Here is a 25,425-nt window from a genome sequence, read left to right as displayed (position 1 = left end):
GATGCGCGCCCCGCTTGCCGCGGCGACCGCCGCGGCGCTGGCCGTGGCGCTGTCGGGCTGCTCGCTCATGAACGCGATCACGCCTCCCGTCGAGACGGCCCTCTACCCCACGATGACCGACGCGACCGGGCCCGACGCCACTCTCGCCGTGCCCAGCTGGGTGCCCTCCGACGCGCTCAACATCCAGATCAAGGAGAACACCGAGACCGGCGAGAGCATCCTGCAGTTCGGCCAGCCGACTCCGGTCACCACGCCGATCGGGCAGCCCTGCGACGCCTCCGTCGCAGACCAGCGGCCCACCATGCAAGACACCTGGTGGCCGCAGAGCATCGCTTACGACCAGGTCGTGTGCGACGGCGACTGGCACATCTTCCTCACCTACGGCGTGCAGTACTTCGCCTGGCGCAACGCCGATCCGAGTCAGGGCGGGACGTCCACTCCCACCGAGTAGCCGATCCGGCTCCGCTGGGGGTGGCTGCCCCGGTCACACCAGCGACTGCCGCCAGGAGCTGTGCAGCTGCGCGAACCGGCCCGTGCCGGCGATGAGCTCGGCGGGCGACCCGTCCTCGACGATGCGGCCCTGCTCCATCACGAGCACCCGGTCGGCGATCGAGACGGTCGAGAGCCGGTGCGCGATGATGACGGCCGTGCGGTCGGCCAGCAGCGTCTGCAGAGCATCCTGAACCAGCCGCTCGCTCGGGATGTCGAGCGACGCCGTGGCCTCGTCGAGGATGAGCACGGCCGGGTCGGCCAGGAAGGCCCGCGCGAACGAGATGAGCTGGCGCTGCCCCGCCGATACGCGGCCACCGCGCTTGTTCACGTCGGTGTCGTAGCCGTTGGGCAGACCCCGGATGAACGTGTCGGCCCCCACGGCCACGGCGGCGGCCTCGATCTGCTCCGGTGAGGCGTCGGGCCGGCCGATGGCGATGTTGTCGGCGACCGTCCCTGAGAACAGGTAGGCCTCCTGCGTCACCATCACGATCGCGCGGCGCAGGTCTTTGGGGTGGAGTTCACGGAGGTCGACCCCGTCGAGGGTCACGCTCCCCGCGGTCGGATCGTAGAACCGCGAGATGAGCTTGGCGAGAGTCGACTTGCCTGCTCCCGTGGAGCCGACCAGGGCGATCGTCTGCCCGGCCGGGATGTCGAGGTCGAACTCGGGCAGGATCGCCCGGTCGGCGGTGTAGCCGAACTCCACATGGTCGAATCGCACGTGCCCGGTCGACTCCCAGAGGTCGACGGGGCGTTCGGGGTCGGGCACGCTCGGCTGCTCCTCGAGTACACCGGAGATCTTCTCGAGCGCGGCCGTGGCGCTCTGGTACCCGTTGTAGAACATCGCCATGTCCTCCATCGGGTCGAAGAAGCGGCGCGTGTAGAGCACGGCCGCGAGCAGCACACCGATCTCGAGACCGCCGTCGAGCACCCGGAAGCCCCCGACGAGCAGCACCACGGCCACCGCCACGTTGCCGATGAGCACCAGCCCGGGATCGTAGATGCCGAAGAGCTTGATGGCCCGCCCGTTGGCGTCGCGGTAGTCCTCCACCAGCCCGGCGAACTCGCGCGCGCCCCGCTTCTCGGTGCGGAACGCCTTCACCGCGCGGATGCCCGTCATGGTCTCGACGAAGTGCACGATCAGGCGCGCGGAAGCCACTCTCGTACGCCGGAAGAGTCGCTGAGAGCGCACCTGGAACCAGCGCGTGAGCACCGCCAGCGGCACGAGGGCCACGAGCAGGATGAATCCGCTCTGCACGTCGAGCAGGAACAGGGCGACCGCCGTGAAGATCATGTAGAGCACGCCCTGCACGAGCTGGTTGATGCCGGCGTCGAGCAGCTCGCGGATCGCGTCGAGATCGCTGGTCTGGCGCGAGATGATGCGTCCCGAGGTGTAGCTCTCGTGGAACTCCAGGCTGAGCCGCTGGGTGTGCAGGAAGACGCGACGCCGCAGGTCGAACAGGATCTGCTGGCTGATGCGCGCCGAGAGCACGGTGAACCAGGCGATGAGCCCGGCACCGGTGACCCCGGCGAGCAGGTAGGCCGCCCCGGCGAGGCCCACGGGCAGCCAGTTCGACTCCAGCAGCGCCGGCAGCCCGCTGTCGATGCCGTAGGCGATGATCGACGGCCCGGCCACCTGCGAGATGGTGCTCACGACCACCACGACGATGGAGAGCGCGAGCCGCGCCCGCACGGGGTGCACGAGCGACCCGAGCAATCTCAGCGAGCGAGCCCGGATCTGCTTGCTCTCGGCGCGGCTGAGGTCGTCGCGCTCCTCGCCGGAGACGCCCGACACGGTCTCGGCGCTCATGACGCGGTCTCCTTCGCGGTGCTGCGTTCGTCGGCATCGAACGACGAGATGACGAATCGGTAGTGCTCGTTCGTGGCGAGCAGCTCGCTGTGCGTGCCGACCGCGGTGACGCGGCCGTCCTGCAGCACCGCGACGCGGTCGGCGAGGGCGACAGTCGACGGCCGGTGGGCCACGATGAGGGCGGTGGTGGTGGCGAGCACACGGCGCAGCGCCTCCTCCACGAGCGCCTCGGTGTCGACGTCGAGGGCCGAGAGCGGGTCGTCGAGCACCAGGATGCTCGGCCGCGCCGCGATGGCCCGCGCCAGGGCGAGGCGCTGACGCTGCCCGCCCGACAGGCTCATCCCCTCCTCACCCACCTTGGTGTCCAGCCCCTCGGGCAGATCGTCGACGAAACCGGCCTGCGCGATCTCGAGCGCCTCCCGCAACTCGGCCTCCGAGGCGTCGGGGCGGCCGAGAAGCACGTTCTGGCGCACGGTCTGGCTGAACAGCGTCGCCTCCTCGAAGGCCATCGCCACCCGCGAGCGCAGCTCCTCCCGCGAGAGCTCGCGCACGTCGATGCCGTCGATGCGCACCGAGCCGCCGGTGACCTCGTAGAGGCGGGTGGTGAGGGCCGTGAGGGTCGACTTGCCCGAGCCGGTGAGGCCGACCAGCGCCATGGCCTCGCCCGGCCGCACGGTGAGCGTGACGCCGTCGAGCAGATCGGGGAACCGCTCGGGTGCGTCTTGGTAGCGGAAGTGCACCTCGTCGAACACCAGCTCCCCTCGGCCATCGGCCACGGTGAGCGGATGCGCGGGGTCGGTGATGGGGTTCGGCTCGTCCATCACGTCGAAGAAGCGCTGCGTGGCCGTCTTCGCGTCGAGGGTCATGGCCAGGAAGTAGCCCATCGACCAGATGGGGAACAGCAGCACCGTCCCCGTGGCGAAGAACGCCACGAGAACCCCGACCGACGACTGGCCCGTGGAGGCCAGCCACACCCCCACCACCAGGCACGTGCCGAAGGCGAGATCGGGGATGAGCGTGAGGTAGAGCCAGATGCCGGCCACGGCCTTGGCCTTCTCGATCTCGGTACCGCGGAGCTTCTCGGCCTGGCGTTCGAACCGCTTCAGCGCGTAGCGGCTGCGCCCGAATGCCTTCAGCACCCGGATGCCGTGCACCGACTCCTCCACGCTCGTGGCGAGGTCGCCCGCCTGGTCTTGGCTTCGCCGGGCCACGTCGGCGTACTTGCGCTCGAACGAGAAGCTGTAGGCGATGACGGGCACGGCGGCGGCCACGAAGATGAGGCCGAGCACCACGTTGAGCGAGATGAGGATGATCGCCCCGCCGATGATGGTGAGCACGTTGACGATGAGCAGGACCAGGCCGAACGACAGCCAGCGCCGGATGAGGTTGAGGTCGCTCACCGCCCGCGAGAGCAGCTGGCCGCTGGGCCAGCGGTCGTGGAAGGCGACGGGCAGGTCTTGCAGCTTGGCGTAGAGCGCGTTGCGCATGCGGGCCTCGACGTGGGTACCCGGGGTGAGCACGAGCGCGCGCCGCAGACCGATGAGCACGGCTTCGAGCACACCGAGCCCGAGCACGATGCCGGCGGCGAGCCAGATCTCACCCGCGTCGCCGTCGGAGAGCGGCCCATCCACCATCCACTGCAGCACCTGAGGGATGGCGAGGGCGACGAGACTGGCCAGCAGCGAGACACCCATGGCCACGTAGATACGCGGAAGCGCCTTCGCCGCGTAGGGGCGCAGGCGCGACAGCACGGCCACGGTCCCCGTGGTCGACCGGCCTGTGGTGCGTGACATGCGTGCTCGTCTCCTCGTCGGCCCGGCGCACCGGAACACCCCCGATCGGGGGGAAACGGTGTGTGGGCAGCCTTACAGACTAGTCAGCACGCGCATCCGTTCGCAAGCGAAGACGAGGGGTCAGCGCACCCGCACCGACAGGCAGGTGACGCACCCCTCGAGCTTCTCGAACTCGGAGATGTCCACGGAGATCACCCGGTAACCGAGCCCCTCGATGAGGCGGGCCGACTCGGGCGCCGAGGCCGCGATGAGCACCGTGTCGTCGGCGAGCACCACGACGTGGGCTCCGCTCGGCTCGGGCACTTCGAGGAAGCGGTCGTAGACGAACGGGTCGTCGACCAGCGGCCGGTACCCGATGACGGTGCCGTCGGGCAGCGCTGTCACCGTGCTCTTGAGATGGAGCGCTTTCGTCACCGGCACCGCCACCACGGAGTAGCCACGGGGGGCCAGCAGCTTGCGCAGCTGACGGATGCCGTCGGAGTTCGTGCGCCCACCCCGGCCCACGTAGACGGTCTGGCCGATCTTGAGCACGTCTCCGCCGTCGAGCGTTCCCGGCTGTTCGATGCGCGTGGTCTCGAGCCCGAGGGCGACCACGCCGGCCTCGACGGCCGCGATCTCGGGCACCCGGGTCTCCGCAGCCGGGCTGCCGAGCACCGCGAGCGCCCCGAACATCACCACGGAGTCCTCGATGAACACCGAGTCGGGCAGCTCGTCGGCGACCGGGATCTCGACGGGCTCCCAGCCCGCGCCGGTGAGCGCGGCGAGGTAGGCCTCCCACTGCTCCTCGGCGAGGTCGAGGTCGACCTCGCTGCGCTCGATGTGGGTCACGATGCCATCGGCCAGCGACTCGGCGGGGCGACGCACGAGCACGTACCGGCGGGCCAGCACCTCGTCCTGCTCGCTGATGGCGATGGCGGCGTGGATGCGGCGGGCCACCGTGACCGAGGCGATCACCGCGGCCAGCACGAACAGCAGGTTGTTGCCGATGAGGGTGGCGATCAGCGGCGCGAACAGGTCGCCGAAGGCGATCCCCGCGGCGAGCGCCGAGATCCCCGTGCCCACCAGGGCGCTCAGGATGCCCGACACGACACCCGCGATGAGCGCCGTGTACCAGCGGCGATAGGCGCCCACCAGGCCGAACACCGCGGCGAACAGGAACAACAGCAGGGCCGAGTTGAGGAAGTACTCGCCGTAGACCGGGAACGCCTGGGGGTTCTGCTGGTTGACGACGAAGTAGACCAGCACGGCCACGGCGAGGGCGATCACGGCGACGGCAGCGGCGGCGGCCACCGAGGCGGTCACCGAGCGGAGGCGGAAGGAGGACATGGAGAGACCTTAGGCGAGTGCGGCTGAACGCCCCATCAATGGAAGAAGTGGCGCTCGCCGGTGAGGTACATCGTGACGCCGGCCTTGGCCGCCGTCGCGATCACCTCCTCGTCGCGCACCGAGCCGCCGGGCTGCACGACCGCGGTGACTCCCGCCTCGAGCAGGATCTCGAGGCCGTCGGCGAAGGGGAAGAAGGCGTCGGAGGCCGCGACCGAACCGGCCGCGCGGTCTCCGGCGCGGCTCACGGCGAGCCTGCACGAGTCGACGCGGTTCACCTGGCCCATGCCCACCCCCACCGAGGCGCCGCCCGAGGCGAGCAGGATGGCGTTGGACTTCACCGAGCGGCAGGCCTTCCAGGCGAACACGAGGTCGGCGAGCGTGGCGGCGTCGGCGGGCTCGCCCGTGGCGAGGGTCCAGGTCGACGCGTCGAGACCGTCGAACACGTCTGTGCTCTGCGCGAGGAAGCCGCCGCTGATCTGGCGCAGCTCCACCGCCTCGCGGCCGTAGCCTTCGGGGAGCGTGAGCAGGCGCAGGTTCTTCTTCGTCTTCAGCAGCTCGAAGGCCTCCGCCTCGAACGCCGGGGCCACCAGAACCTCGGTGAAGATGTCCTTCACCGTCTCGGCCATGGCGAGGGTGACCGTGCGGTTGGCGGCGATCACTCCGCCGAAGGCCGAGAGCGGGTCGCAGGCGTGCGCCTTGGCGTGCGCGTTGGCGATCGCCAGCTCGGGCGAGAGGCCCTCGTCGGCCACGGCGATTCCGCAGGGATTGGCGTGCTTGATGATGGCGACGGCCGGCTCGGTGAAGTCGTAGGCCGCCCGCACGGCGGCATCGGCGTCGACGTAGTTGTTGTACGACATCTCCTTGCCGTGCAGCTGCACCGCCTGGGCGATGCCGTGACCCTCGGCCGCGAGATAGAGCGCCGCCTGCTGGTGCGAGTTCTCGCCGTAGCGGAGCGTCGCCGTCTTGTCGGCCGACACCGTGAGGGTGGCGGGGAAGCCGGGCTCCGCATCCGGGACCGCGGTCTCGGAGACACCCTCGGTGCCCCGTTCGTCGGCGGCGATCGCCGCGCCGGTGCCGCCGATCTGCTCGGCGAACCAGCCGGCGACCGCCGTGTCGTAGGCCGCGGTGTGGGCGAACGCCTCCGCCGCGAGGCCGCGGCGCACCTCGAGGCCGGTGCCCCCGGCCGCCGCGGCCGCCACGATGTCGTCGTAGCGGGAGGGCGACACCACGATCGCGACGTTGGCGAAGTTCTTGGCCGAGGCCCGCACGAGCGCCGGGCCCCCGATGTCGATCTGCTCGATCACCGCGTCGGGCGCCGCCCCCGAGGCCACGGTCTCGCGGAACGGGTAGAGGTTCACCACCACGAGGTCGAACGGCCGGATGCCGAGCTCGTCGAGCTGCTTCTCGTGCGAGGCGAGGCGCAGGTCGGCGAGGATGCCGGCGTGCACTCCCGGGTGCAGCGTCTTCACGCGACCGTCGAGCGACTCGGGGAACCCGGTAACGCTCGAGACCTCGGTGACCCGCACCCCCGCATCCGCGATGGCCTTGGCCGTCGACCCGGTCGACACGATCTCGACGCCCGAGGCGGCGAGCGCCTGCACGAGCCCGGTGAGCCCGGTCTTGTCGCTCACCGAGATGAGGGCCCGGGTGAGCGGCACCGTGTCGCGGTGGCGGTAGAGGCTCGGATCGTGCTGGGGGCCGCTCATCGTGCTGCTGTCTCCTTCAGGTCGACGTGTCCGTTCGCGATGTCGAGCACGGCCTGCACCAGCAGTTCGCGTTCGACCGTCTTGATGCGCTCGTGCAGCTCGGCCTCGGTGTCACCGGGCTCGACCCGCACCTCGCGTTGCACGATGACCGGCCCGGTGTCGACGCCCTCGTCGATCACGTGCACGGTCACGCCGGTGGTCTGCACGCCCGCGGCGAGCGCGTCGCGCACGGCGTGGGCACCGGGGAAGGCGGGGAGCAGCGCCGGGTGGGTGTTGATGAGCGCCGGGCTGAGCGCCGACACCACCACGGGCGGCAGGATGCGCATGAATCCCGCGCACACCACGAGGTCGGGCGACCAGCGGCGCACCTGCGCCAGCAGCTCGGCGCCCCACTCGTCGCGGCTGCCGAAGGAGGTGGGTGCGACCGAGAACGACGGCACGCCGAACTCCTCGGCGTGGGCGAGACCGGGCGCGTCGGTGTCTGACCCGACCGCCACGACGCGGGCCGGGAACTCGGCGTCGGCGGCCGCCTCGAGGAGGGCCCGGAGGTTGGAGCCGCCCCCGGAGATGAGCACGACGAGGGAGAGCACCGTCACAGTGTACCCGGGCCGTGGGGCGGGGATCAGCGGGGTTGTTCGGCGTCTTCGTGCGCCTCAGGTGCGGGTGCTCGTGCACCCTCGCGCGAACCGTTGCGGGAGCGCTCGCGCGAGCCCACTCCGGCGACGAGCCCGAGCAGGGCCGCGGGAGCCATCTCGACGAACGCCCAGAGCCACACGGCCCCCGCATCCGGCCCCACCTCGGCCAGCCGGCCCGGTCCCGCGGCGCCTCCCGCCCAGAGAGCGAGGAGTGCCAGGATGCTCGCGCCGACCGCCCCGAGGCCGAGACCCGCGAGCGCGCCGCGCAGCATCCTTCCCGGTCGCGCCCCCAGGGCGTCGACCACGGCCGGCCGGAGAGCCGCGGCCGTCACGAACGCGGCGGCGACGGGCACCACCAGCCCCGCGAATCCGAGCGCCGGAGTACCCTGCGGCAGCGCGCCCAGCACGGGGAGCGCGGGCACGAGCCCCAGGTTCGTGCCGAGGGGCGACACCGCAGAGCCCGCACCGATCGCGAATCCGGGCCCCACGAACCAGGAGGCGGTCCACACCACGAGGTTCGGCAGCATCGCCAGCTGCGCGAGCGTGAGCGTGATGCCGCCCACGAGCCCCGCTTGGAGGCTCTCGTAGAGCGCGACGATCCCCGCGAATCCGGTCACCAGGATGATCGCCATCGCCAGCGCGGCGAACCCCAGCACCAGTCCGGCCGCTATCGCGCCCCCGCGCAGAGCGATCGCGATGAGCCCGCGGGCGGTGGACGGCACGAGGTCACGCACGCTGCCCCAGCCACGCGCGAGCGGCGAACCCGGCGCGAGCTCGGGCGAGGGCGTGCGCCGCGGCAGCCACAGGTACCCCACCACGACGCCCCCCGTGAAGATCGCGGCGGGCAGCAGGATGCTCTGGCCCAGCGAGGCGAGCGCGGCGGGGTCGCGGGTGGTGAGACACACCAGCAGGCCGAGGCCCGCCATCGTCAGCGCACCCGCGATCGCTCCGGTCACGGGATACGGCGTGGCGCTCAGACGCCTGCCGGAACGGGCGCCGAGCAGGAGGGTGACCGCCGCCAGGCCCAGCGGGGCGAAGCCCACCTCGAACGGCGCCTCCGCGCCGGCGACGCCGAGGCGCAGCGCGGTGTCGGGGTCGATCGTGACGAGCAGATCGACGCCGTTGCCCAGGAGCCAGAGATCGCCCGCGGCCCTCCAGAACACCAGCCAGTCGATGGCGAGCCCGAACTGGGTGGCCCAGAGCACGGTGAGGGGGACGAGCGCCACACCGATCCCGATGGCGGCGGCGACGAGCGCGTCGAGCGCGGCGAGGAAGACGGTGGCTGGACGGTTCATGCGTGGCCGAGCCTACCCGCCGGCCACCCCTGATCGCGGGCGGCGCGCTCGCGGGCGGCTCAGTGGAAGACGACCTTCAGCATGATGACCGCCACACCCAGCAGCCCGGTCACCGCACCGGCGAGCAGGCAGGTGTACCAGCGGGCGCCTCGATCGGCGAAGGCCAGCCAGCCGAGCACCACCAGGATGAGAACACCGACGAGTAGCGAGAGCTGGTAGGCCGCGGCCTCGTCGAGCACGCCGACGGCGCCGAGGGCGAGCACGAGGATCGGGATGATCGCGGAGGTGAGGAGGCCTGCGGAGTGGCGCACCGCGTAGGCCAGCGCCTCGCCCAACGGCACCTGCTGCGCTCCCGTGCGGCCGTGATGGGCCACGGTGGTGGCGAACACGTGGGCGACCCAGAACACGAAGCTCGAGGCGGCCACCGTGACGAGCAGCGAGAAATCGCTCTCGCCGTCCTCGACGAGCACGATGATGGCACTGACGAGGATGGTGCCGTAGATCGACTCCGGGGTGACGAACTCGTGCCGGAGGAGCCGGGAGATGCTCACGGGCTTGGCGGTCGGCGCGGGGGTGGTCACGGGTTCATTCTGCCAGGGTCGGCCGCAGCGTCGCGTGGCGCGAAGCGTGCCGGTGCCGGGCACGCGAACGGGGAGGCCGTGTGACACGACCTCCCCGTTGCGCACTCTCGCGCGATACCCCGATCAGAGGGCGGCGTACACCTCGCGCAGCAGCGCGGCGGTCTCGCTCGGCGTCTTGCCCACCTTCACGCCGGCGGCCTCGAGGGCCTCCTTCTTCGCCTGGGCGGTGCCGGCGCTGCCGGACACGATGGCGCCGGCGTGGCCCATGGTCTTGCCCTCGGGCGCCGTGAAGCCGGCCACGTAGCCGACGACCGGCTTGGTGACGTTGGCCTTGATGAAGTCGGCTGCGCGCTCCTCGGCGTCGCCGCCGATCTCGCCGATCATGACGATCGCCTTGGTCTCGGGGTCGGCCTCGAACGCCGCGAGCGCGTCGATGTGGGTGGTGCCGATGATGGGGTCGCCGCCGATGCCGATGGCGGTGGAGAAGCCCAGGTCACGCAGCTCGTACATCATCTGGTAGGTGAGCGTGCCCGACTTCGACACGAGACCGATCGGCCCCTTGCCCGTGATGTTGGCCGGGGTGATGCCCACGAGCGCCTCGCCCGGCGTGATGATGCCGGGGCAGTTCGGGCCGATGATGCGGGTCTTGTTGCCTTTGGCCTTGGCGTAGGCCCAGGCCTCGGCCGAGTCCTGCACCGGGATGCCCTCGGTGATGACCACGAGCAGCGGGATCTCGGAGTCGATCGCCTCGATGATCGCGTCTTTCGAGAAGGCGGGCGGCACGAAGGCGATGGAGACGTCGGCGCCGGTGGCTTCGATGGCCTCCTTCACCGTGCCGAACACGGGCAGCTCCACGGCGTTGCCGTCCTTGTCGGTGTGCGCGACGGTGGTGCCGGCCTTACGGGCGTTCACGCCTCCGACGACCTGCGTGCCGGCCTTCAGCATGAGGGCGGTGTGCTTGGTGCCCTCACCGCCCGTGATGCCCTGGACGATGACCTTGGAATCCTTGTTCAGAAAAATCGACATAGCTCTCTCGTCCTTCGCTTACTTCGCGGCCGCGGCGAGCTCGGCAGCCTTGTCGGCGCCCTCGTCCATCGAGGCGGCCAGGGTGACCAGGGGATGCGCGGCCTCGCGCAGGATGGCACGGCCCTCCTCGACACGGTTGCCGTCGAGCCGCACCACGAGGGGCTTCGACGCGGCGTCGCCCAGGATGCCGAGGGCGGCGACGATGCCGTTGGCCACGGCGTCGCACGCCGTGATGCCGCCGAACACGTTGACGAACACACTCTTGACCTGCTCGTCGCCGAGGATGACGTCGAGTCCGTTGGCCATCACCTCGGCCGAGGCGCCACCGCCGATGTCGAGGAAGTTCGCCGGCTTCACGCCGCCGTGGTTCTCGCCCGCGTAGGCCACCACGTCGAGGGTCGACATGACCAGGCCCGCGCCGTTGCCGATGATGCCGACCTCGCCGTCGAGCTTGACGTAGTTGAGGTCGTTCTTCTTCGCCTTGGCCTCGAGGGGGTCGGCCGCCTCGGCGTCTTCGAGGGCCTCGTGGCCGGGGTGACGGAAGCCGGCGTTCTCGTCGAGCGACACCTTGCCGTCGAGGGCGATGATCTCGCCCTCCTCGGTGAGCACGAGCGGGTTGACCTCGACGAGGGTGGCGTCCTCGCCCTTGTAGACCTCCCAGAGCTTCACGAACACGGGGGCGACCTTCTCGATCAGCTCCTCGGGGAACTTCGCGTCGAGGGCGATCTGCTTCGCGGTGTCGAGGTCGATGCCGGCGATGGGGTCCACCTCGATGCGGGCGAGAGCCTCGGGGCGCTCCACGGCGAGCTGCTCGATCTCCATGCCGCCCTCGTAGCTGGTGAGCGAGAGGTAGGAGCGGTTGGCCCGGTCGAGGAGCACCGAGAAGTAGAACTCCTGCGCGATGCGGGCGCCGCCGGCGACCATGACCCGCTTGACCACGTGGCCCTTGATGTCGAGGCCGAGGATCGCCTTCGCGGCCTCCTCGGCGGCTTCGGGGTCTTTCGCGACCTTCACGCCGCCGGCCTTGCCGCGGCCTCCGACCTTCACCTGAGCCTTCACCACGGTCACGCCGCCGAGCTTCTCGGCGGCCGCCTTGACCTCCTCGGGGGTGTCGGCGATGATGCCCGGCAGCACGGGAACTCCGTAGCTTTCAAAGAGGTCTCGGGCCTGGTACTCGAATAGATCCACGCTGGTCTTCCAATCCGCATTCGACTCGTCGCCCGGCTGGATTTCGCAGGGCAAGACTGAAGGCGCGACGAAAGGAGTGCCCCCTCCATCGCTCCGGACACCATCTAGAACTCTACTCCCGCCGCGAGTGGGCCTCCGACCTCTCCTCCCCAGGCTTCCTGCGTCTCGCCGTTGTCCACAGATTCCGGATGCGCGGGGCGCACGGGCCGCCCCCACGGTCACCCTGGGGCCATGACACGACCTCCCCGCTCCCCCATCCCCCCTCTCGCCGCGCTCGTCGGCGTCCTCCTCATCGCGCTGTCGGCGTGCGCGGGGCTGGCCGCGCCGATCGTCACGGGTGTGCTCGCCGCGGCGCCCGCGCACGCGGTCTCCACCGTCGACCACGGCACCGGTATGGTCTGGCTCGCCGACCACAGCTCGTGGATCGGCAACTACCGGCTCGACGACGGCAACATGGGCTACTGCATCGAGCTCGAGAAGCCGGCGCCCGTGGGCGCCTCGTTCGAGTATCGCGACGGCTCCACCACGGGCCTGTTCCCGGCCGACGACGCCGCCCGGCTGGCCTTCATCTCGCGGCAGTGGGGTGCGCCCGGCGACGCTCTCACCGCCGCGGCGGCGCAGCTCGCCACCTGGAGCATCACCGGTCTGGCCGGCCATGACCTCGCCCACTACGCCCAGCGCGCCAACGGCGACGCCGCGGCCGTGCAGGCGACGGCTCTGCAGATGCTCGCCATCGCCGACGGTCCGCGCGGGGCCTCCAGGGGTGTGTCCGCCACCGTCCGGCTCGACCTGGGGGCGAACCAGGTGTCCACCGACCTGGAGGTCGACCACCTCGCGGGCAGACTGAACCCGCTCCCGGGGTCGCACCCGGGCACGCTCACGCTGCGGGGCGCCACCTTCGACGACGGGGCGCGCGTGCGCTCGGTGGGCAACGGGAGCTCGACCGCGATCGTGCCCGATGCGGGTGGGGGCATCGCCTCGGTGTCGGTGTCGGTCGTCTACCGCGACCTGCCCTACGGCGACGGCTTCCGGCTCGCCGACAACTCCGGGGCGAGCCAGAGTCTGCTCGTGCAGTCTCCGTTTCCGCGGGAGGCCAGGGCGAACGACTCCGGCCGGGCTCCGAGTTCGTCGCCGCTGCGGCCCCTGGTGCAGACGCGCACCAGCGCGGTGCTCGCCGAGCCCGGCACCGAGCTGCACGACGAGCTCGAGCTGTCGGTGCATCCGGAGTCGGCCACCGGGGCCGAGTGGGGCGTCTATCGTTCTCCGTCGGGCGGGTTCGCTCCGATTCCCGTGGTCATCTCGAGTCGGCTGCTCGGCCCGTTCACCGTTCCGCCCGTGCGCTCGTCCGCGATCCCGGCCGGCGCGCCCGAGGTGTGCGCGGTCGAGGTGACGGCGGCGGCGGGGCCGGGGTCGTATCGCACGCCGTCGTGCCGTCTGCGCGAATCGGGGTACTACGTCTGGACAGACTCGATCGACCCGGCGCGCACCCCGGCCGACCAGGGCGGCGACCGCCTGCTGGGCTGGAACTCCGACTTCGGGGTCGCCACCGAGACCACCCTCGTGCCGACCACACCCGCCATCGCCACGGTGGCCTCGATGCACCGCACCGACGGTGTCGACGAAAGCACCGGCGGCTGTGCGAGCGACGTGCTCGAGGTCACCGGTCTGCCGCGAGGTCTGCGAGCGCCGATCTCGGTGGTGTCGACCCTCGTCGGTCCGCTCGCGTCCCTCCCGCCCTTCGGCTCCGTGCCCGCCGACACCGACTCGGAATCGCTGCCCGTGGTCGCCCGCGTCACCACACCCGTCTGGGCCGACGGAACCGTCGAGACCCGCTGCATCCCCCTTCCCGGCCCGGGCGCCTACTACTTCACCGTCGAGTCGCTCCCGTCCGAGGTGAGGTCCCTGAGCGCCGGCTCCTCGTCGGCGTCGACCGGCACGGACACACTTCTCGTCTCGACGCCGCTCGTCGCCGCCTTCTCCGACCATCGCGTGCACGAGTCCGAATCGGTGACCGTCGCGCCGCCCGTCACCCCGCCGACCCCCACGGCACCCCCGGCACCGCCTGCGCCGAGCACCCCTCCCGCCCCAAGCACCCCTGCTGCCCCACCGGCGCCTGAGGCTCCGCCGTCCCCTGCCGCCCCGGCCACTCCACCGTCCTCCGCGCTGGCCCTCACCGGCGGAGCCCCGTCACCGCTGCTCACCGCCGCCACGACCCTGGCAGTCGTCCTCGGCCTCGCCCTCACCGCTCTCGCCATCACCATCCGCCGCCGCCCCCGTCCCTGACGGCGCCGCGTGCGGGCCCAACCTCGGTTCCACCCAAGCCACAGCTCGAGACCGAACACCATGACCGACGCGTGCTGCCGGGCCCCAGGCTCCGACCCGAGGCCCGGCAGCAGCGAACCCGGCCCTCTTCCACCCCGGGCCCCCGGCTCCGACCCGGGGTCCGGCACCCGCGAACCCGGCCCTCATCCACCCCGGGCCCCCGGCTCCGACCCGAGGCCCGGCAGCAGCGAACCCGGCCCTCATCCACCTCGGGCCCCAGGACCCGACCTGGGGTCTGGCACCCGCGAACCCGACCCTCATCCACCCCGGGCCCCAGGATCCGCTCCGCGGCCCGGGAGCGCCGGTCCACTGCCACCCCGAACCTCGCACCGCGCCACCCAGCCGCGCGATCACCTCTCCTGGCGCCCTCCGAGCTCCAGAGCGCACCGCTCCACGGCTGGCGTGGCGAATCGCCGCGCCGGCCGAACCATCGGCCCCGTCGCCCTACGAGCCTGAGAAGTCCGTGCATCCGCGCACCCGGGCGCATGCCTGTGCGGAGGCACGGCGATCCGACGCCTCGCCCGCGCGGCCGCGCCCGGGAGACCGGGTCGACGGAGGGAGTGAGATCGGTGCCGCGTGAGAGCACGGGGCCAGGCGGCGAAGGCGTCAGAGCTTCTCGATGGGAGCGATCTTGATGAGGAGCTTCTTGGGGCCGACGGTGTCGAAGGCCACGTGGGCGACGCGCTTGGCGCCCTCGCCGGTGATCTGGTTGACGCGGCCGTCTCCGAAGTCGACGTGGCGGATGCGGTCGCCGGGCGACAGCTCGAGGTCGCCGTTGTCGCGCACCTGACCGGTGACGCGGTTCGCCCACTCCGTCTTCGGTCGAGCCGCCGCCGCACCATAGTCGGGCGTGGAGCCCCAGCGCGATCCGCCTGACCCGGAACCCGAACCGGAGCCCGACGAACCGGACCGCCACCCGCGCCCTCCGGCGCCGCCGCCGTAACCACCACCGCGCGCAGCATTCAGCGCCCGAGGCTCCGTGCCGCCCCGCGACGTCGCCATTCCCGGCGACTGGATCCAGTCGACCAGCTCGGCCGGGATCTCCTGCAGGTACCGGCTCGGCATCGCCACAGCGGTCTCACCGAACTGCGCCCGCGTCATGGCCAGCGAGATGTAAAGCCGTTTGCGCGCCCGCGTGATGCCCACGTAGAACAACCGTCGCTCCTCCGCCGGCCCGCCGGGCTCGCTCGCCGACATGCGATGCGGCAGTAGGTCTTCTTCGACCCCGGTGAGGAACACCGCGTCGTACTCCAGCCCCTTGGCGGTGTGCAGTGTCATGAGCGACACCGTTCCGCTGGAGTCGTCGAGGTCGTCGACCGCCGCCACGAGCGACACCTCGGTGAGGAAGTCGAGCAGCGTGCCGTCGGGGTTGTTGCGGTTGAACTCCTTCGTCACCGCGACGAGCTCCTCCACGTTCTCGGCCCGGGCCTCGTCTTGCGGATCGCGGCTGGCCCGGAGCGCCTGCACGTAGCCGCTCTTCTCCATCAGCAGCTGCAGCACCTCGCTGACCGGCGCCCCGGCCGAACCGGCGGGCTCGGCCGTGGCGCCCGCATCCGCACCGTCTGCCGCATCCGCAGCACCGTCCGCCGCCCCGGCCCCACCGACGGCCGCCGCCGGCTCCACCAGCGCCGCCGCCTCGTCGAGCACCCCCGCCAGCTGCAGGATCGCCCCCGTCACCTTCGGCCCCAGCCCCAGCGACCCCGCCCGCCGCATCGCCTCCCGGTAGCTCACCTGCTCCCGCTCGGCGTAGCTCGCCAGCTGGGTCTCGGTGGCGGGCCCGATGCCACGACGTGGCGTGTTGAGGATGCGCCGCAGCGACAGCGTGTCGAACGGGTTCGCCACGGCGGTGAGGTACGCCATCGCATCCTTGATCTCAGCCCGTTCGTAGAACTTGGTGCCCCCGAGCACACGGTACGGCAGCGCCGACCGGATGAAGATCTCCTCCAGTGCACGCGTCTGCGAGTTGGTGCGGTAGAACACGGCGATCTCGTTATAGGGCATGCCGGCGTCGTGCAGCTTGGCGATCTCGTCGGCCACGAACTGCGCCTCGTCGTGCCCCGAGTAGCCGGTGAAGCCCACAATCTTCTCGCCGTCGCCCACCGCCGTCCAGAGCTTCTTGTCTTTACGGTCGAAGTTGTTCGAGATGACGGCGTTGGCCGCCGAGAGGATGTTCTGCGTCGACCGGTAGTTCTGCTCGAGCAGCACCACGGAGGCACCGGGGAAGTCGCGCTCGAACTCCACGATGTTGCGGATGTCGGCCCCGCGGAAGGCGTAGATCGACTGGTCGGAGTCGCCCACCACCGTGAGCGACGCACCACCGCCGGCGAAGGCCGCCACCCCGTCGAGCTCGTTGGAGACCGGGGGCTTGGTGAGCTCCCTGATGAGGGCGTACTGCGCGTGGTTGGTGTCTTGGTACTCGTCGACCAGGATGTGCCTGAACCGCCGCTGATAGCGCTCGGCCACCTGCGGGAAGGCACGGAACAGGAACACCGTCTGGCTGATGAGGTCGTCGAAGTCGAACGCGTTCGCCTCGCGCAGCGCCCTCGTGTAGGCGCCGAACACTTCGACGAACTTGACCTCCTGCGGGTCGTGGAAGTTCACGCTGCGCGCGTACGACTCCGCGTCTGTCAGCTCGTTCTTGAGCTTGGAGATCTTCGCCTGCACCTGCGACACCGTGAAGCCGTACATGTCGGCCTCGGCCTCCTTGATGAGACGCTTGATGAGCGCGCGCGAGTCGGCGGAGTCGTAGATGGTGAAGCTGCGGGTGAATCCGAAGTGCTCGGCCTCGCGGCGCAGGATGCGCACACAGGCCGAGTGGAACGTGGAGATCCACATGCCCTCCGCCACCTGACCGAGCAGGTGCGCCACGCGCTCGCGCATCTCGGCGGCGGCCTTGTTGGTGAAGGTGATGGCGAGGATCTGGCTGGGCCACGCCTCCCGGCTCCGGATGAGCGAGGCGATGCGATGCGTGAGCACCCTGGTCTTGCCACTGCCGGCCCCGGCGACGATGAGCAGTGCCGGCCCACGGTACTCCACGGCCTCGCGCTGCTCGGGGTTGAGCCCGTCGAGCAGCGGGTCGCCGGGCTCCTCGGCCTCACCGACGATGATCGGTGTGAGTCTCGTGGTGGTTCCGCCGGTGTCGCTCATGCTGCATCAAGTGTAGGCGCGACCCCTGACAGCGATCGCGAGATCGGGCTGGTCGGCGAACACCCCGTCGACCCCGCTGCCGAGGATGAGCGCGTACTCCTCCTCCCAGCTCAGATCGCGCGGCACGAACCGCTTCTCCGAGCGCAGCGTCCAGGTGAACACCGCGAGGCCCGCCCGGTGCGCCCGCGCGACGACATCGGTGACCGGCAGCGCCGCGCCCCGCGCATCCCGGGGCAGGATGAGCGACTTGTCGACGCTGATGCCGTCCACCGCACCTGCCAGCGGGGCCAGCCCCGCATCCGTCAGCTGTTCGGCGTAGCTCACCGCCTCCGCGCCGTCGCGCGTGACGAGATCGAAGGCCGCCCCGGCGTCCTCGACGAGATAGATGTAGCGCCCCGGCAGGCCCGTGGCGCGCAGCTCGTCGAGCACCGTCTGCTCGAACGACTCAAGAATCAGCTGCTCCGGCCGCGCATCCCACCCCGCGGCCGCCAGCTCGGCGCGCAGCAGCGCCACCACGTCGAAGCCCCGCGAGCCGAAGTGAGTCGCGTGCTTCACCTCCACCACCACGGCGAGCGGCACGCCCCGCGCGGCCGACGCCTCGTCGGCGATCGCGAGCACCTCGGCCAGCCTGAGCACTTCGAACCGGTCGTCGTAGGCGGCGCTCTCCGGCCGCACCTTGGGCAGCCGCTCCCGCGCCCGGAGGGTCTGCAGCTCGGCCCAGGTGAAGTCCTCGGTGAACCACCCGCTCTCCTCGATCCCGTCGACCGTGCGGCTGGTGTGCCTGGCGGCGAACTCCGGATGCGCGGCCACGTCGGTGGTGCCCGAGATCTCGTTCTCGTGCCGCACCACGGGCACCCCGTCGAGGCTGAACACCACGTCGGGCTCCACGGCGTCGGCACCCAGCTCGAAAGCGAGCCGATACGCCTCGGCGGTGTGCTCGGGGCGGTAGCCGCTGGCTCCGCGATGGCCGATGACGAGCGGGAGGTGCGGGGCGACGGATTCCACGTGTTCACGCTACGCGAACGGGCTCCGGTTACCAGCAGATTCAAGAGAACGGTGCACTACATTTGATGGGACAACGCTCACGTTCCCCACAGAGAGCCCAACGGAGAGACCGATCATGGCAGAGCCCTCGTCCAGCAACCCCGCCTTCTCACGCAATCCGGTGTTCAACGGCAAGGGTGTGGACACCGTGCCCACCATCAGCGCCGACGGCCTGCAGGAGATGTACGAGCGCCCCTCGGCCACCTCGTCGCAGACCGACCGCATGAGCTACGAAGACACGATCGTGAAGACGGTCGGCCTCTTCGCGGTCTTCCTCGTCACCGCGGTCATCGGGTACTGGGCCAACATGCCCGTGCCGACCGTGCTCGGGCTCGGCCTCATGATCGCCGGCTTCATCGGCGGTCTCGTGTTCGGCCTCATCAACGCCTTCAAGCGCGAGCCGTCCGTGCCGCTCATCCTGCTCTACGCCGCGTTCGAAGGTCTCGCCATCGGTGCCATCTCGAGCTTCTTCGAAGCGCAGTGGGGCGGCATCGTGCTGCAGGCCGTGCTCGCCACGGTCGCCGTGTTCGGCGTCACGCTGGCTCTGTTCGCGAGCGGTAAGATCCGCGCCTCCAAGCGGGCCACCAAGGTCTTCCTCATCGCGATGTTCGGCTACCTGGCGTTCTCGCTGCTCAACGTCATCCTCATGATGACCGGTGTCGTCACCGACCCGTTCGGTCTCCGCAGCGGCTGGATCGGCCTGGTCATCGGCGTCGTCGTGGTGATCATGGCGGCCTACTCGCTCGTGCTCGACTTCGACATGATCCAGCGTGGCGTGCGCGCCGGCGCTCCCCGCAAGTACGGCTGGCAGGGTGCGTTCGGGCTCATGACCACGATCGTGTGGCTCTACATCGAGCTGCTCCGCATGATCGCCATCTTCCGCAACTGACGCTCACACGCTGACGCACTCGCGCATCCTCGGCCTCGACCTCGCTCGGGGCCTCGCCCTCCTCGGCATGCTCGCGGCCCACACGGTGCCCGAGGCCGAGGGGGGCGAATTCTTGTGGGACGGCCGATCGTCCATCCTGTTCGCCACGGTGGCGGGCGTGTCGCTCGGGCTCATGGCGCCGCGGGGTCAAGACGGCGGCCGCACCACGCGCGTGATCGGCATCCGCGCCGCCGTGCTCGTGGCGCTCGGGGTGCTGCTCACCTTCCTCGACACCCCGATCGCCATCATCCTCGACACCTACGGGTTCCTCTTCCTGGTCGCCATCCCGCTGGTGATGGCTCCCCGCGCGGTCGTGGCGGCGGTGGCCGCGGCGGCCGCCCTCCTGGGCCCGTGGCTGGTGGAGACCGTGTCCGACTCCGTCGCGATCGCCACCGGCACGGGCGCGGCGGCCGACCCCGCCCTGGCCGCTCTGCTCGAGAGCCCGTGGCTCTACTACCCCCTGCGCTGGATCGAGGGGGTGTACCCCGCCCCGGTCTGGCTCGCCTACGTGGCCATCGGCATCCTGATCGCCCGCGGCGACCTCACCGCCCGGCGCACCCCGCTCGTCCTGCTCGGCCTCGGCGCCGCGGTCGCCGTGGCCGGCTACACCGTCGCCGCAGCCCTCGGCACCCCCGTCGAGGCGCACGAGAACTCGACCCTCGAGGTGATCGCCTCGGGTGGTGTGGCGGTCGCAGTCATCGGCGCCTGCGTGGCCCTGCTGGGCTCACCGGCCCCCGCTACGAGTCCGGCCCCTGCTACGAGTCCGGCCCCGATCCACGGGCCGGCCCCGGATGCGCTCCGCACCTGGTCGAGGCGCCTCCTGCAGCCGCTCTGGGCGGCCGGCTCCATGCCCCTCACCGTCTACACGGCGCAGATCGTCGCCCTCTGGGCCTACACGAACACCGCCGACTATGAGGGCTGGCTCGGCTGGCAGAGCGTGCCGCTCTTCTTCTGGTTCGCCGTGCCGACCCTCGTGCTCTGCAGCTTCTACCGGCTGCGCTTCCGCCAGGGCCCCCTCGAGTGGCTGGTCAGCAGACTCAGCACCCAGCGCCCCTGGCGCCGCCCCGCACCGATCACCCGGTGAGGGGCGGTGAGGGGCGTCACTCCCACTCGATGGTGCCCGGCGGCTTCGACGTGACGTCGAGCACGACCCGGTTCACGCCCGCCACCTCATTGGTGATGCGATTCGAGATGCGGGCGAGCACCTCGAAGGGCACCCTCGTCCAGTCGGCGGTCATGGCGTCTTCGCTCGAGACGGGGCGCAGCACGATCGGGTGACCGTAGGTGCGGCCGTCGCCCTGCACGCCCACGGAGCGCACGTCGGCGAGCAGCACCACGGGGCACTGCCAGATCTCGCCGTCGAGCCCGGCCTCGCTGAGCTCGGCGCGCACGATGGCGTCGGCGGAGCGCAGCAGCTCCAGCCGCTCGAACGTCACCTCGCCCACGATGCGGATGCCGAGACCGGGGCCGGGGAACGGCTGCCGCGACACGATCTCCTCGGGCAGCCCGAGCTCGCGGCCGATGGCGCGCACCTCGTCTTTGAAGAGGGTGCGCAGCGGCTCGACCAGCTCGAACTGCAGGTCTTCGGGCAGGCCCCCCACGTTGTGGTGGCTCTTGATGTTGGCCGTACCGGTTCCGCCGCCCGACTCCACCACGTCGGGGTAGAGCGTGCCCTGCACCAGGTACTTGATGGGATCGCCGTCGGCCTCCGCCTCGGCGATGAGCGCGGCCTGGGCCTGCTCGAAGGTGCGGATGAACTCGCGCCCGATGATCTTGCGCTTCTGCTCGGGGTCGGAGACGCCCTCGAGCGCCGTGAGGAACTGCTCCCGCGCGTCGATGGTCACGAGCCGCACCCCGGTGGACTTGACGTAGTCCTCCTCCACCTGGCGCCGCTCGTCCTGCCGCAGCAGGCCGTGGTCGACGAAGATGCACACGAGCTGATCACCGACGGCCTTGTGCACGAGCGCAGCGGCCACCGCCGAGTCGACGCCGCCCGACAGACCGCAGATGACCTTGCCCTCGCCCACCTGGGCCTGGATCGCGGCCACCTGGTCGGCGATCACGTTGCCCGGGTTCCAGTCGGCGGGAATGCCGGCGGCGCGGTGCAGGAAGTTCTCCAGCACCTGCTGGCCGTAGGTGGAGTGCTTCACCTCGGGGTGCCACTGCACGCCGTAGAGCCCCCGCGACGGGTCGGCGAAGGCGGCCACGGGGGTGGACGAGGTGCGCGCGAGCACCTCGAAGCCCTCGGGGGCCCGCACCACGGAGTCGCCGTGGCTCATCCACACCGTCTGCCCGGCGGGCTGCCCGCCCAGGATGGAGTCATCGCCCGCCGTGACCGTGTCGAGCGCCACGTCGGTGGAGCCGTACTCGCGGGCGCCGGTCTTCGCCACCTCGCCGCCGAGCTGGCTGGCCATCACCTGGAAGCCGTAGCAGATGCCCATCACGGGCACGCCGAGCTCGAGGATGCCCGGGTCGAGCGAGGGCGCGCCCTCTTCGTAGACGCTCGACGGCCCGCCGCTCAGCACGATGCCCACCGGGTTCTTCGCGGCCACCTCGGCGGCGGTGATGGAGTGCGGCACGATCTCGGAGTAGACGCTCGCCTCGCGCACGCGCCTCGCGATCAGCTGCGCGTACTGCGCGCCGAAGTCGACGACGAGCACCGGGCGGGTGAGCTCGGGGCGCGCGGCCTCCCCCTGGTCGGGTGTCTCTGCTGTGCTAATGGGATGCCTCCACGGGTTCGGAGCCGGCGGTTCCGGAGGCGGCCTGCGCCTCCGCTTCGCGAGAAGCGAGGTAGCCCTTCACCTCGCGCGCGATGCGCGCCTCGAGGAAGAAGGACAGGAACGGGATGACGCCACCGAGGGCGATCAGCACGAACTTCCAGAACGGCCAGCGCATGAGGCTCCAGAGCCGGAAGTCGGAGAACAGGTAGACCACGTAGAACCAGCCGTGGGCGATGAGGATGCCCGTGCTGAGGTTCACCGCGACGACGGTGCCCTCGGGCACGAAGGCCAGGAACCCGCGCGGCCCGCCGAGCTCGAGCTCGACCGCGAGCGGGGTGTACTTCAGCACCATCTCGATGCACAGCAACAGCAGCATCACACCCGTGATGACCGAGGCGACCTGGTAGAACTTCAGCGCTGCGCGGATGCGGGGGAAGTCCTTGGGTTTCGGGGCGAGAGCCATGCCCCTAGCCTACCCGCGCATCCTGAGCCGCTTCGGCGGCCTCCTCGTTCTCGCGCTCCCAGGCGTCGCGCACGAGGCGGTACCAGAGGTACACCGCGAAGCCCGCGAACACGGCCCACTCGGCGGCGTAGAAGATGTTGAGCCAGTTCACCTGCACCGAGCGGTCGGGCTCGGGCGAGTCGATGAGCGTGAGCCCCGCCGGGGCCGTGTCGAGCACGAGGTAGCCGCCGTACACGTCGGCCGAGGCGTCGAAGTCGGGCCACCGGTTGATGAGCGAGGCGATCGACATGGTCGAGGTGATCGCGCCGATGCTCGTGTCGCCCGTGGGGTCGGCGCCCGCCGACCGCTGCGCGTCGTCGAGCTGGGGGCCCTCGGTGGGCAGATAGCGGCCGGTGAGTTCGACCGAGCCGCCGGATGCGCGCCCCGCGAGCTCCAGGGCGGTCACGCGGGCGGTCTCCAGGTCGTCGGTCCAGCCCAGGGCCACGGCGAGGTAGGTGTCGGCCGGGGCGTCGACCCGCACCTGGCCGATGACCCAGTAGCCCGAGACGCCGCCGTTCAGCCGGCCGGCCAGCACGTCGTACCCCGAGGGAACGAACTCACCCCGGGTGACGGCGCGCGAACCGGCCTGGGTCTCCACCACGGGCGTCTGCGGCTCGGCGATCGTGTCGAGCGGCCGCACCGTCTCGCTCTCGGTGTTGATGACCTCGCCGTTGGAGACCGCCCGGCCGAGCTGCCACTGGCCGAGCGCGGCGAAGGCGGCGGCGATCGCCAGGGCGAGCACGAGCACGCCGATCCAGCGGGGCCGGCGCATGACGGCGCCGAGGCTCACGACCGGCGGGACGGACGGGGCCGGAGGCTGTTCCGACGGGGTCTCGGTGGTGCTCAATACTCGTCGTCTCTCGCTCGGCGCCCGTCGTCGTCGGACTGCTGCATCGCCTGCTCGATGAGGCGGTCGCGCTCGGCTGTTCCGCCGCCTTCCGAGGCTCCGGACACCGGCTCCGCGGCCGTCACCAGCTCCGAGGCGCCCGACGGCTCCGCCGGAACCGACCCGCCGGAGGTCGCCGCCTCCATGAGCGCGATGGCCTCGTCGGCCTCGAGATCGCGGGCGCTCGGCGCATCCGCCTTCCGCCCACCCGCCTTCTTCGGGGAGCCGGTGCGCAGCACGAAGGCACCGATGCGCTCGGAGTTCACGGCGAGGATCGGGCCGACGATCGCCATGATGAGCACGTAGAGACCGGCGAACGGCTGGATGCGCTCGTCGAGACCCGCGGCCAGTGCGAGCGTGGCAAGGATGAGCGCGAACTCGCCCCGGTTGGCGAGGATGGCCGTGGTGTTGATGCCCGCCTGCGGCCCGAGCTTGTTGAGCCAGGCCACGAACTGCCCGGCGATGATGTTGAGCACGAACGTCATCACGACGGCGAGCACCACCGGCACGATCACCTCGGGGAACTTCGAGGGGTCGAGCCCGAGTCCGAAGTTCAGGAAGAAGAAGGCCCCGAACACGTCGCGCAACGGGATGGCGATGTGCTCGATGCGGTTGCGATACCGGGTCGCACCCAGCACCAGGCCGATGAGGAACGCGCCGATCGCATCCGTCACGCCCAAGATCTCGCCCAGCCCGCCGAACATCACCGCGAGACCGAAGAACAGGATGGTGAACAGCTCGTCGTCTTTGGTGCGGAACAGCCGCGACACGAAACGGCCGCCCCACCGGGCGATCGAGAACATGACGACGAGGAAGAGGAACGAGATGCCCAGCCGCCCGATCACCGGCCAGATCTCGGTCTCGCCGGAGAGCACGACCGACACGATGGCGAGGTAGATCGCGATGAAGATGTCCTCGACCACGGTGACGCCGAGGATCATGGGCGTCTCACGGTTGGCCAGGCGGTTCAGCTCGATGAGCAGCTTCGTGACGATGGCGCTCGAGCTGGTGGCCGTGATGCCCGCGATGATGAGCGCCTCACGCGTGCCCCAGCCCACCAGGAAGCCGAAGGCGAAGCCCACGGCCATGTTGATGAGGATGTACGAGCCGCCCGAGATGATGAGGCGGCCGGCGTTGGAGAAGAACTCGTCTTGATCGAACTCGAGCCCGAGATTGAACAGCAGCAGGATGAGCCCGATGACCGCGATCAGCTCGATGTACTCGCTGTGGCCGAAGTCGAGCGGGAACCAGCCGAAGTACGGGCTCGCGATGAGCCCGACCACCATGTACACGGGGATGGCCGGGAGCCCGACGGACTTGCCGAGACGGCCCAGCACATAGGCGATGACGAAGAGGACGCCGAGAACCAGGAGGTCGGGGCCGAGATGCATTCGGTCGGTCTCCTAGCTTCCGGGCGAACCGTCGAGTGCTCCTGCTTTCGCCTTGACCTCGCCGGTGCGGAAGAAGTTGAACGCCTTCGCCACCTTCTCGGGCGAGCCGGCCACCACGAGGGTGTCGCCGGGGAAGACCTTGAAATCGGATGCGGGGGCCGGGTTGGCGGAATCGCCACGCACGACCGCGACCACGGTGAGGCCCGCGATGCCGCGCTCGGCGGGCGAGCCGAGCGGCTGGCCGGCGATGTGGTCTTCGTAGTCCACCGTGAACCAGTCGATCGAGAGCCCGGGGATCTGGTCGAGCGCCGTCAGCGACTCGGTGATCTGCGTGCCGCCGAGCAGCTCGGCGAGCGTGTGCGCCTCGTCCTCCGACAGGCGCAGCGACACCTTGCTCGAGGCGGGCGTGTCGTCGCCGTCGGCGAAGGTGATGAGGTCGGAGTGACCCGAGCGGTGCGCGATGACGCCCACCTTGCCCCCGTCGGAGGTGTAGAAGGTGTGCAGCACCCCCACCCCGGGAAGCTTGACCCTCCGCACATCGACCATCTGTCGCATCTCCTCGCATCGACGCCAGGAGTCCTCCCGGCCGATGACTCCAGTTTAGTCGAGGGCGCGGAGGGGTCGGCCGCTGTTCGC

Annotated in this window: 20 protein-coding genes; 4 read left to right on the top strand and 16 right to left on the bottom strand. The window is 70.6% G+C overall.

What is annotated here, in order from left to right; genetic code table 11:
- The first annotated feature begins 1 nt into the window (after position 1).
- On the top strand, positions 2 to 451 hold the full coding sequence (locus tag N1031_RS12745; protein ID WP_259480069.1) for a hypothetical protein: 450 nt from the start codon (positions 2 to 4) through the stop codon (positions 449 to 451).
- A 33-nt stretch (positions 452 to 484) separates the two neighbouring features.
- Here the strand turns inward: N1031_RS12745 and N1031_RS12740 are convergent, their stop codons facing one another.
- The 9 genes from N1031_RS12740 to sucC all read right to left on the bottom strand — a co-directional run bounded on the left by N1031_RS12740 (position 485) and on the right by sucC (position 11,849).
- Entirely contained in the window at positions 485 to 2,299 is a 1,815-nt protein-coding gene (locus N1031_RS12740; protein ID WP_259480068.1) for an ABC transporter ATP-binding protein, read from the bottom strand.
- Positions 2,296 to 4,092, bottom strand: a complete 1,797-nt coding sequence (locus N1031_RS12735; protein ID WP_259480067.1) for an ABC transporter ATP-binding protein — start codon at positions 4,090 to 4,092, stop codon at positions 2,296 to 2,298. Before N1031_RS12735 ends, N1031_RS12740 begins: the two co-directional genes overlap by 4 nt.
- Before the next feature lie 120 nt (positions 4,093 to 4,212).
- Positions 4,213 to 5,418: a dimethylargininase gene (gene ddaH / locus N1031_RS20450; RefSeq protein ID WP_310795693.1), complete on the bottom strand. Its 1,206-nt coding sequence runs from the start codon at positions 5,416 to 5,418 to the stop codon at positions 4,213 to 4,215.
- 35 nt (positions 5,419 to 5,453) lie between these two features.
- Positions 5,454 to 7,124 (bottom strand): bifunctional phosphoribosylaminoimidazolecarboxamide formyltransferase/IMP cyclohydrolase, encoded by a 1,671-nt coding sequence (gene purH / locus N1031_RS12725; RefSeq protein WP_259480066.1) that lies wholly within the window; start codon positions 7,122 to 7,124, stop codon positions 5,454 to 5,456.
- Positions 7,121 to 7,714 carry a phosphoribosylglycinamide formyltransferase gene (purN, locus tag N1031_RS12720; RefSeq protein WP_259480065.1) on the bottom strand — a complete coding sequence of 198 codons (594 nt, stop codon included), beginning with the start codon at positions 7,712 to 7,714 and terminating at the stop codon, positions 7,121 to 7,123. Before purN ends, purH begins: the two co-directional genes overlap by 4 nt.
- Before the next feature lie 32 nt (positions 7,715 to 7,746).
- Positions 7,747 to 9,054: a cell division protein PerM gene (locus N1031_RS12715; protein WP_259480064.1), complete on the bottom strand. Its 1,308-nt coding sequence runs from the start codon at positions 9,052 to 9,054 to the stop codon at positions 7,747 to 7,749.
- Between the two features lie 59 nt (positions 9,055 to 9,113).
- Positions 9,114 to 9,635 (bottom strand): hypothetical protein, encoded by a 522-nt coding sequence (locus tag N1031_RS12710; RefSeq protein ID WP_259480063.1) that lies wholly within the window; start codon positions 9,633 to 9,635, stop codon positions 9,114 to 9,116.
- 123 nt (positions 9,636 to 9,758) lie between these two features.
- Positions 9,759 to 10,661, bottom strand: coding sequence for a succinate--CoA ligase subunit alpha (sucD, locus tag N1031_RS12705; protein WP_259480062.1), 903 nt, complete (start codon positions 10,659 to 10,661; stop codon positions 9,759 to 9,761).
- A gap of 18 nt (positions 10,662 to 10,679) precedes the next feature.
- The gene (sucC, locus tag N1031_RS12700) at positions 10,680 to 11,849 is read right to left on the bottom strand and encodes an ADP-forming succinate--CoA ligase subunit beta (RefSeq protein ID WP_259480061.1); all 1,170 of its coding nucleotides are present in this window, start codon (positions 11,847 to 11,849) and stop codon (positions 10,680 to 10,682) included.
- A gap of 231 nt (positions 11,850 to 12,080) precedes the next feature.
- On the opposite strand from sucC, the gene N1031_RS12695 reads away from it, so the two are divergent.
- Positions 12,081 to 14,132 carry a hypothetical protein gene (locus N1031_RS12695; protein WP_259480060.1) on the top strand — a complete coding sequence of 684 codons (2,052 nt, stop codon included), beginning with the start codon at positions 12,081 to 12,083 and terminating at the stop codon, positions 14,130 to 14,132.
- Positions 14,133 to 14,777: 645 nt separating this feature from the next.
- On the opposite strand, the gene N1031_RS12690 is transcribed toward N1031_RS12695, so the two are convergent.
- Together N1031_RS12690 and N1031_RS12685 are read right to left on the bottom strand one after the other, a co-directional pair.
- Positions 14,778 to 17,318, bottom strand: a complete 2,541-nt coding sequence (locus N1031_RS12690; RefSeq protein WP_259480059.1) for an ATP-dependent helicase — start codon at positions 17,316 to 17,318, stop codon at positions 14,778 to 14,780.
- Positions 17,319 to 17,324: 6 nt separating this feature from the next.
- The gene (locus tag N1031_RS12685; protein WP_259480058.1) at positions 17,325 to 18,323 is read right to left on the bottom strand and encodes a glycerophosphodiester phosphodiesterase family protein; all 999 of its coding nucleotides are present in this window, start codon (positions 18,321 to 18,323) and stop codon (positions 17,325 to 17,327) included.
- Between the two features lie 115 nt (positions 18,324 to 18,438).
- Between N1031_RS12685 and N1031_RS12680 the strand changes: the two genes are divergently transcribed.
- A complete protein-coding gene (locus N1031_RS12680) occupies positions 18,439 to 19,251 on the top strand; it encodes a Bax inhibitor-1/YccA family protein (RefSeq protein ID WP_259480057.1) in 813 nt (270 codons plus the stop codon).
- 67 nt (positions 19,252 to 19,318) lie between these two features.
- Positions 19,319 to 20,374, top strand: coding sequence for a DUF418 domain-containing protein (locus tag N1031_RS12675; protein ID WP_259480056.1), 1,056 nt, complete (start codon positions 19,319 to 19,321; stop codon positions 20,372 to 20,374).
- Between the two features lie 16 nt (positions 20,375 to 20,390).
- Here N1031_RS12675 and guaA read toward each other — a convergent pair whose 3' ends face one another.
- The 5 genes from guaA to N1031_RS12650 are packed head-to-tail and all read right to left on the bottom strand — an operon-like array spanning position 20,391 to position 25,335.
- Complete coding sequence (guaA, locus tag N1031_RS12670) at positions 20,391 to 22,010, bottom strand: glutamine-hydrolyzing GMP synthase (RefSeq protein WP_445727686.1); 1,620 nt, start codon at positions 22,008 to 22,010, stop codon at positions 20,391 to 20,393.
- Positions 22,006 to 22,473 carry a DUF3817 domain-containing protein gene (locus N1031_RS12665; protein ID WP_259480054.1) on the bottom strand — a complete coding sequence of 156 codons (468 nt, stop codon included), beginning with the start codon at positions 22,471 to 22,473 and terminating at the stop codon, positions 22,006 to 22,008. Before N1031_RS12665 ends, guaA begins: the two co-directional genes overlap by 5 nt.
- 4 nt (positions 22,474 to 22,477) lie before the next feature.
- Positions 22,478 to 23,359 (bottom strand): SURF1 family cytochrome oxidase biogenesis protein, encoded by an 882-nt coding sequence (locus N1031_RS12660; protein WP_259480053.1) that lies wholly within the window; start codon positions 23,357 to 23,359, stop codon positions 22,478 to 22,480.
- On the bottom strand, positions 23,356 to 24,789 hold the full coding sequence (locus N1031_RS12655) for a cation:proton antiporter (protein ID WP_259480052.1): 1,434 nt from the start codon (positions 24,787 to 24,789) through the stop codon (positions 23,356 to 23,358). The genes N1031_RS12660 and N1031_RS12655 overlap by 4 nt, the downstream gene beginning before the upstream one ends.
- Positions 24,790 to 24,801: 12 nt before the next feature.
- Positions 24,802 to 25,335 carry a cation:proton antiporter regulatory subunit gene (locus N1031_RS12650; protein ID WP_259480051.1) on the bottom strand — a complete coding sequence of 178 codons (534 nt, stop codon included), beginning with the start codon at positions 25,333 to 25,335 and terminating at the stop codon, positions 24,802 to 24,804.
- Between the last annotated feature and the right edge of the window lie 90 nt (positions 25,336 to 25,425).

The sequence above is a fragment of the Herbiconiux moechotypicola genome, assembly GCF_024979255.1.
GTDB classification, from domain to species: domain Bacteria; phylum Actinomycetota; class Actinomycetes; order Actinomycetales; family Microbacteriaceae; genus Herbiconiux; species Herbiconiux moechotypicola.
This window is presented reverse-complemented; position numbering and strand designations above follow the sequence as displayed.

Coding starts and splice junctions, on each gene's coding strand:
- N1031_RS12690 (WP_259480059.1), bottom strand. CDS start 17,318: ATGAGCGACACCGGCGGAACCACCACGAGACTCACACCGATCATCGTC.
- N1031_RS12695 (WP_259480060.1), top strand. CDS start 12,081: ATGACACGACCTCCCCGCTCCCCCATCCCCCCTCTCGCCGCGCTCGTC.
- N1031_RS12655 (WP_259480052.1), bottom strand. CDS start 24,789: ATGCATCTCGGCCCCGACCTCCTGGTTCTCGGCGTCCTCTTCGTCATC.
- purH (WP_259480066.1), bottom strand. CDS start 7,124: ATGAGCGGCCCCCAGCACGATCCGAGCCTCTACCGCCACCGCGACACG.
- N1031_RS12715 (WP_259480064.1), bottom strand. CDS start 9,054: ATGAACCGTCCAGCCACCGTCTTCCTCGCCGCGCTCGACGCGCTCGTC.
- N1031_RS12680 (WP_259480057.1), top strand. CDS start 18,439: ATGGCAGAGCCCTCGTCCAGCAACCCCGCCTTCTCACGCAATCCGGTG.
- N1031_RS12675 (WP_259480056.1), top strand. CDS start 19,319: ATGCTCGCGGCCCACACGGTGCCCGAGGCCGAGGGGGGCGAATTCTTG.
- ddaH (WP_310795693.1), bottom strand. CDS start 5,418: ATGTCCTCCTTCCGCCTCCGCTCGGTGACCGCCTCGGTGGCCGCCGCC.
- sucD (WP_259480062.1), bottom strand. CDS start 10,661: ATGTCGATTTTTCTGAACAAGGATTCCAAGGTCATCGTCCAGGGCATC.
- N1031_RS12735 (WP_259480067.1), bottom strand. CDS start 4,092: ATGTCACGCACCACAGGCCGGTCGACCACGGGGACCGTGGCCGTGCTG.
- N1031_RS12665 (WP_259480054.1), bottom strand. CDS start 22,473: ATGGCTCTCGCCCCGAAACCCAAGGACTTCCCCCGCATCCGCGCAGCG.
- N1031_RS12650 (WP_259480051.1), bottom strand. CDS start 25,335: ATGGTCGATGTGCGGAGGGTCAAGCTTCCCGGGGTGGGGGTGCTGCAC.
- N1031_RS12740 (WP_259480068.1), bottom strand. CDS start 2,299: ATGAGCGCCGAGACCGTGTCGGGCGTCTCCGGCGAGGAGCGCGACGAC.
- N1031_RS12745 (WP_259480069.1), top strand. CDS start 2: ATGCGCGCCCCGCTTGCCGCGGCGACCGCCGCGGCGCTGGCCGTGGCG.